A 6,814-nucleotide genomic window follows, 5' to 3' on the forward strand; every position below is an offset into this window, starting at 1 on the left:
ATTTATTATGTGCATATCGACGGCATTTCCCATACCTATCATTTGGATATGGAGAAGAAAAGCCGCTCTTTCCAAAACCAGAAACTGACTTATGAGGCCGTGTTAAAACTCATCATGAAGGATTATGCACATGCCGATTTCATATGGCCGGATGATGGGTGCAGCAAGCCGGTTGGGCGGTTCCTTCTGCAATACGAAGAGACCGATTGGGCTTTTATCCGGCGGCTCACCTCCTATGTGAATAATGGATTGATTCCAGAAATTAGACGCGAGGGTCCAAAATATTTCGTCGGCTTGCCTGAAGGACGCGATGAGCGCCTGCTTCCTCCTACACCGTATCGGATGACGAGGCAAGTGGCTCGTACCCAGCGTATCATCCAAAACCGAACCATTACCGAGCTTCACGATTCCGACAGCCTGCAATATGAGATTAAGAACCAATATGCCTGCTATGAGCTCGGTGATCGGCTGCGGTTTCAGGGCCATTCGCTGGTCGTTGTGGAAAAGCACAGCCAGCTGCACCCCGCAGACGGACTGCTGCGCTATACGTATGTGCTCGCTACGCCACGAGGCGCACAGCAAGAGCGGCTCTATCACGACAAGCTTTCCGGGCACTCGCTGACAGGAACGGTCATTGCGGTTAAAAGCCATTATACCAAGCTGCATCTGCACATGGATGAACAGCAGGAGAAGGAAACGGCAACCTGGTTTCCTCAGCCCACCTATTTTACCGGAGGAAGCGGGAAAGGCTACGGTACGATGCCAGAGATCGGCGAAGTATTAAACCTGCATTTCCCTTTCCCGCATGAGGATGGCTGTTATATTATCAGCTCCGAAGGGAATGACTATGAGGCGATTGCCCAAAGGGTTGAAGCYTCCAGTAAAAATCCGGAGCCTCCTCCCAAGAAGACAAATAACGCTGTGTCAGCAGGATTAGYTTCCCCGGCGAAAGAAGCACCACCTCGCAAYCGGAATCCCGGGCCAGCACTAACAGACGATACCATGTATCGTACGAAGCAGTGGTTCTCACCAGGCAATCAATCCGTGATGCTAAGCGACCATCAGATTAAACTTCATTCCAGCGGGAGTACGTCGCAGATCACGCTGCTGGAGGGTAATGGTCTGCTCGTAAACAGCACGAGTGGAATGGATTTGTCCGGCAAGAACCTATCTATCAACCCGGATCACGCTGGAGCAGACGGCCCCGTCCCCGGGCCCGGCCTAACGGTTAGCTTATCCGCCACGGAGTCCCTCGCCTTCATTTGCGAGAACAGCAGTCTGCTCATGCAGAAGGATGATAAAACCGTACATTTTGTCGCTGATAAGGTCAGTCTGGAGAGTCCCAGCAATCCGATGGATTTCATGGTCATGTCTGCCGACGCTGTGGGCGCTCGGTTGGCCGCTTATGAGGAAGCTCGGCAACGGAGCCTTCCTGTATTTTTCCCGGATGGCACTCTGATTACAGGCCGTACGATGGACGAGCGTCTCGCGCATTACGGCAAAACCAAAATGGAGTCGTTCCGAGACTACTGGTCAACAAGCGGCGATTTTATCCTTAAAGGCAATTACGCCGACGAAGTCAATGCTGGCGGGGTTGGCGGAAGTATACTACTAGGTCTGACTGGTGCCGATCTTCCCATGGATGTCCGCGATTTATTCCATAATCTCACGAACTGGGAGTGGAACTGGGGACATGCAGGAGAAACGGGGTTAAATACGTTATCCTTCTTCCCTGTCGTCGGCGTGCTTAAAAATCTGCGTTTTGTAGACGAGCTCACCAACATTGCCGATGTCGTCAAGGAACTCAAGAAGATGGGCGCTGTGAAATATACCGGAAGCTCTGGCGCCATTCAAGTCCTTCAAAAGTTACCTGATGGCTCCTATCTGGTGCTTGATGAAAGCGGCAAGCTCATGAAGAAGCTGGATAATGAAGCTGCTGCTTTTGATGAATTGGGGATTAAGATCGCTGTAGGGTCGGGTATAAAGACAGGGAAATTAGAGCTTACAGATTTTTCAAAGGAAATAATGAAAACTAAACCGATGAACTCTCCTATACCCGAAAAATGGTATAGAAAAGGCGGTACGATTTCAATGGAGGAAAACGGGACTTGGACTTATACTAATAAACAGGGACAATCAGTAAGTTACCCTAATGGATACCCCGATTTCACGCCATATTACCATCCTACTGTAAAACCAGTCGAGATCGAAGTTACAAAACCTAAAAATCCTCAAACCGACTTCAAAAAAGCAAATGAGGAAGCTGGTTTAAATAAAGATTCCGATCCATCCGTGCCAGCAAGTAATAAACCACCTGATGATTATACATGGCATCATCATGAAGATGGTAAGACAATGGTTCTTGTTGATGAAGACATTCATAGAGAGTTTAGGCATATTGGTGGTCAATCTACAGTGAATGGAAAAAATGCAGAAGGAGATTAAACATGACGAATATGAATAGACAGAATGAAAAAATAACTATAGATGACATTAGTGAGTTTGAATTCAAATATGAACTTAAACTTCCTGACCAATACAAACATTTTTTGCTTAAGTTTAATGGAGGATATCCCCAAGCTTCTACTTTCAAAATTTCTGATGAAGAAGGGGAAAGTGTTGTCAATAAATTTTATGGGATAGGCGATATGAAGGGAAGTCTTGCTAAAATATTTGAAATTTTAGATGGTGAATTACCCGCAGGATTTATATCGATTGCCAATGACCCCGGAGGAAATGAGATTTGCATAGGTATAGGCGAGAAATACTTTGGAAATATATATTTATGGATTCACGATATGGACTCAGACGAAGAAATGAGTAATATGTTCCTTCTATCAAGTAGCTTTGATGACTTTTTTGATAACTTGTATGAGGTTGAAGGGTAATTGGTGGGGCTACCCACTCTCAACTTAACCCATGAAATACCGTTACAAATATTTCTCCAATTCGCTTGTATTTACAGTGATGCTTGACTAACATAACCCTAATAACGTTTTAGCGTTACATTGAGCAGGTCGATTATGGTCAGATACCACCATAATTGACCTGCTTTTTGCTATTCTTGTGATCTTAAGTCGCTTCTTAAATCTCCCCTCACTATTGATTTTCTCCAGGTACATATTCAATCAAATCAGATAATTTACAATTGAATGTATCGCATAGTTTAAATAAGGTTTCTAGCTTTGTCGTTTCTATATTCGTTTCCCTATACAGCTTATTAATTGAGTTTCGACTCAATCCCGATTTCATCATCAGTTCAGTGATATCATCTATTCGATGTTCTGCCATGAGTTCTCTTATATTACACTTGATTACGGTCATCTCTTCGCCTCCATGGTACTATCTTATCCCTCATATTTAGAATCATCAACGAAAAGCTAACAATTAACTCTATAAAGTCAAATGTTCACTTTACAATTAACCTCATGAGGTTATATAATAACTCTATAGAGTTAACGAGAGGAGGAATAACATATGGTCAATGCATTAGAATCATTAGCAGAACCACTTATCAGAATACGTCTAGAATTGCTATACAGCGAACTTTTAGAGAATCACGTCGATTACAGTCAGCTTTCTTCGGAGACAGATCAATACTTCAAATCGCTCCGTGAAGCTCTACCCGATCACCTTCAACATACAGTTTTTCTATATGAAGATACTCAAATTTCTCTACAATTCATCTTAGAAAGAAGTATCTACATACAAGGTTTCAAAGACGCTCTACAACTATTTAGTGAATTGCATCATTCAAGCATTTAGAGGGTCAAATGATCTTCTTTTTGTTACAATTAACCCATGTAAATCGAATTGAACTAATATTCCACATGCGAGTCTAACAACTCCATGTGGTTTTTTCTTTTTTCTCAAGCCTTTTTCACAAACATTTAAGAGAAATTCTTAGAGAGAGTTGCGAAAGTTTATGTGAACAGGCAATCAATGATATTCCTCTATTATGTAAGCATATTGAAGTTGGTTTCAATTAGAAAAGAAACAACCTTATCTACCAACACTTCCACAATAGAATTAAATGTTTGTTTTCAATGAAAAATTAGCAGGTGGTATCAATTAGTGGGACAGTTTGTCAAGCCAAATGCGACAGCTCAATCATAAAAGCTTCATGTCCAACAGGTACGGGCCTTTGTTACAGGCAATGCCTGTACGTCTCTCGTTACTATTCCGTGGCAAAATGCCAAAACCGATGTGCTGGCCGGCCATTATCAGGCTTTGCTTGAAGGAAGCTGGACCGTATGCCAGAACGGATTCGGCATCATCTCCGTCTTGCATCATGGACAGACACCTCAGATGACTCTGGAGACCGTTATGGCTCAGCTTGCCCAGCTGGAGCAGGCAGTAGATCAGTATATGAAAGACCATAATATCAATCCCAAAGAGAAAGAAAAGCTGCTGGCGAGCCTCCTGCTCTGGGATGATTATGGTGAAACCTTCTGGGAGAANAGAAGTGTAGACGATCCATGCTCCCGTCTCCATTTGCTCAGCGCCCAGCTGGAGCAGGCAATAGATCAGTATATGAAAGACCATAATATCAATCCCAAAGAGAAAGAAAAGCTGCTGGCGAGCCTCCTGCTCTGGGATGATTATGGTGAAACCTTCTGGGAGAAAGAAAGTGATGCACATACACGAGGACTTGCCGACTTTTCAAGCGTAAACGGCTGTCGCCGTCCTCTGGCGGCAAAGCTACCGTTTCGCGATGAAATATAAGCCAATTATAAGGGTGAAACTTATAAATGCTTATATTTTAAAAAAATCAGACCCTGCCCTGTTTAATTTTTTTGAAAGAAAGATCGTATTAAACGAAGGGGTGCCTGGTCAGGAAGTAGATCTAACCTACTTCANTTTTAAAAAAATCAGACCCTGCCCTGTTTAATTTTTTTGAAAGAAAGATCGTATTAAACGAAGGGGTGCCTGGTCAGGAAGTAGATCTAACCTACTTCATAGGATTGATGACAGGCTTCCGCAGCCGCGTCGATCCTCTGGGAGCCGTCAGCCCGGACATGTTGAAAAATGAAGGCATGATGAATGCTTATCTCGATGCCGCTCAGTTAGACATGGGACGTACCGACGCAGCAAAGGGAAAGTCTCTGCTTGCGTTAGTAAANGAAAAATGAAGGCATGATGAATGCTTATCTCGATGCCGCTCAGTTAGACATGGGACGTACCGACGCAGCAAAGGGAAAGTCTCTGCTTGCGTTAGTAAATGAACGGTACGGCATGGACAGCGGGGCGAATGGGCTGAATGCCACGCGCTATACCGATTATGTGGAGTATGTAGCACCTGCTATTGAATGGTATAACCCTATGACTAATGTGCTGGAATACCAGCAGTCGTCGGACGAGGAAAAGAAGTTCACTATTTTAAAAAATATGATCAGCGGACAGCTGGAAATGAATCATTCTACTGAAAATGCCGAACAGATCACCGACCAATGGCTCCAGCTTATTCGCACGGGCCTAGCTGCTGAGCAAACACGGTAGAAGGAGACGGCCATATGATAGAAACCTGGGGTTATCCTACGATTTTACNGAAAAATGAAGGCATGATGAATGCTTATCTCGATGCCGCTCAGTTAGACATGGGACGTACCGACGCAGCAAAGGGAAAGTCTCTGCTTGCGTTAGTAAACGAGCTGTACGGCATGGACAGCGGGGCGAATGGGCTGAATGCCACACGGTATACCGATTATGTGGAGTATGTAGCACCTGCTATTGAATGGTATAACCCTATGACTAATGTGCTGGAATACCAACAGTCATCAGACGAGGAAAAGAAGTTCACTATTTTAAGAAATATGATCAGCGGCCGGCTGGAAATGAATCATTCTACAGAAAATGCCGAACAGATCACCGATCAATGGCTCCAGCTTATTCGCACGGGCCTAGCTGCTGAGCAAACACGGTAGAAGGAGACGGCCATATGATAGAAACCTGGGGTTATCCTACGATTTTACTGGAAGGCCTGGATGGTGTCCTTCACCTGCAAGAGCTAAGCATTCATCAGCTCATCCATGCACACGCCACCTTCTCCNGGGGTTATCCTACGATTTTACTGGAAGGCCTGGATGGTGTCCTTCACCTGCAAGAGCTAAGCATTCATCAGCTCATCCATGCACACGCCACCTTCTCCCTATCCTTTATGCTGGATGAGTCGAAAGCGCCAAGCTATATAAACGCCTCGTTTAACAATCGGAAAATCGTGCTTAGACATCGGGAGCAGGAACGGGAAATATTGTTTAATGGCCTCATTCGCAACAGTCGTCTGGAGCGAATCGACGGCATTTATTATGTGCATATCGACGGCATTTCCCATACCTATCATTTGGATATGGAGAAGAAAAGCCGCTCTTTCCAAAACCAGAAACTGACTTATGAGGCCNGGGGTTATCCTACGATTTTACTGGAAGGCCTGGATGGTGTCCTTCACCTGCAAGAGCTAAGCATTCATCAGCTCATCCATGCACACGCCACCTTCTCCTTATCCTTTATGCTGGATGAGGCGAAAGCGCAAAGCTATGTAAACGCCTCGTTTACCAATCGAAAAATCGTGCTTAGACATCGGGAGCAGGAACGGGAAATATTGTTTAATGGCCTCATTCGCAACAGCCGCCTGGAGCGGATCGACGGTATTTATTATGTGCATATCGACGGCATTTCCCATACCTATCATTTGGATATGGAGAAGAAAAGCCGCTCTTTCCAAAACCAGAAACTGACTTATGAGGCCGTGTTAAAACTCATCATGAAGGATTATTCTTCGAAGGCGGCCGTAACATCCCGATGACCAGATCGCAGC

The 6,814-nt window shown here is 44.6% G+C and carries 4 protein-coding genes; 3 read left to right on the forward strand and 1 reads right to left on the reverse strand.

From position 1 onward, the window contains the following. On the forward strand, positions 1 to 2,445 hold a 2,445-nt coding region (locus ASF12_RS33810), incomplete at its 5' end, for an HNH endonuclease (protein WP_200931647.1). A 2-nt stretch (positions 2,446 to 2,447) separates the two neighbouring features. After that, entirely contained in the window at positions 2,448 to 2,888 is a 441-nt protein-coding gene (locus ASF12_RS18580) for an SMI1/KNR4 family protein (RefSeq protein ID WP_056037782.1), read from the forward strand. A 211-nt stretch (positions 2,889 to 3,099) separates the two neighbouring features. On the opposite strand, the gene ASF12_RS18585 is transcribed toward ASF12_RS18580, so the two are convergent. Continuing rightward, positions 3,100 to 3,324 (reverse strand): helix-turn-helix domain-containing protein, encoded by a 225-nt coding sequence (locus ASF12_RS18585; RefSeq protein ID WP_056037783.1) that lies wholly within the window; start codon positions 3,322 to 3,324, stop codon positions 3,100 to 3,102. A gap of 153 nt (positions 3,325 to 3,477) precedes the next feature. Here ASF12_RS18585 and ASF12_RS18590 point away from each other — a divergent pair, with 153 nt between their 5' ends. Next, on the forward strand, positions 3,478 to 3,765 hold the full coding sequence (locus ASF12_RS18590; protein ID WP_056037785.1) for a hypothetical protein: 288 nt from the start codon (positions 3,478 to 3,480) through the stop codon (positions 3,763 to 3,765). Positions 3,766 to 6,814: the final 3,049 nt, after the last annotated feature.

The organism is Paenibacillus sp. Leaf72 (assembly GCF_001422685.1).
Lineage (GTDB): Bacteria > Bacillota > Bacilli > Paenibacillales > Paenibacillaceae > Pristimantibacillus.

Excerpts from the sequence above, each read along its gene's own strand:
- ASF12_RS18580 (WP_056037782.1), top strand. The coding sequence starts at position 2,448 with ATGACGAATATGAATAGACAGAATGAAAAAATAACTATAGATGACATT.
- ASF12_RS18585 (WP_056037783.1), bottom strand. The coding sequence starts at position 3,324 with ATGACCGTAATCAAGTGTAATATAAGAGAACTCATGGCAGAACATCGA.
- ASF12_RS18590 (WP_056037785.1), top strand. The coding sequence starts at position 3,478 with ATGGTCAATGCATTAGAATCATTAGCAGAACCACTTATCAGAATACGT.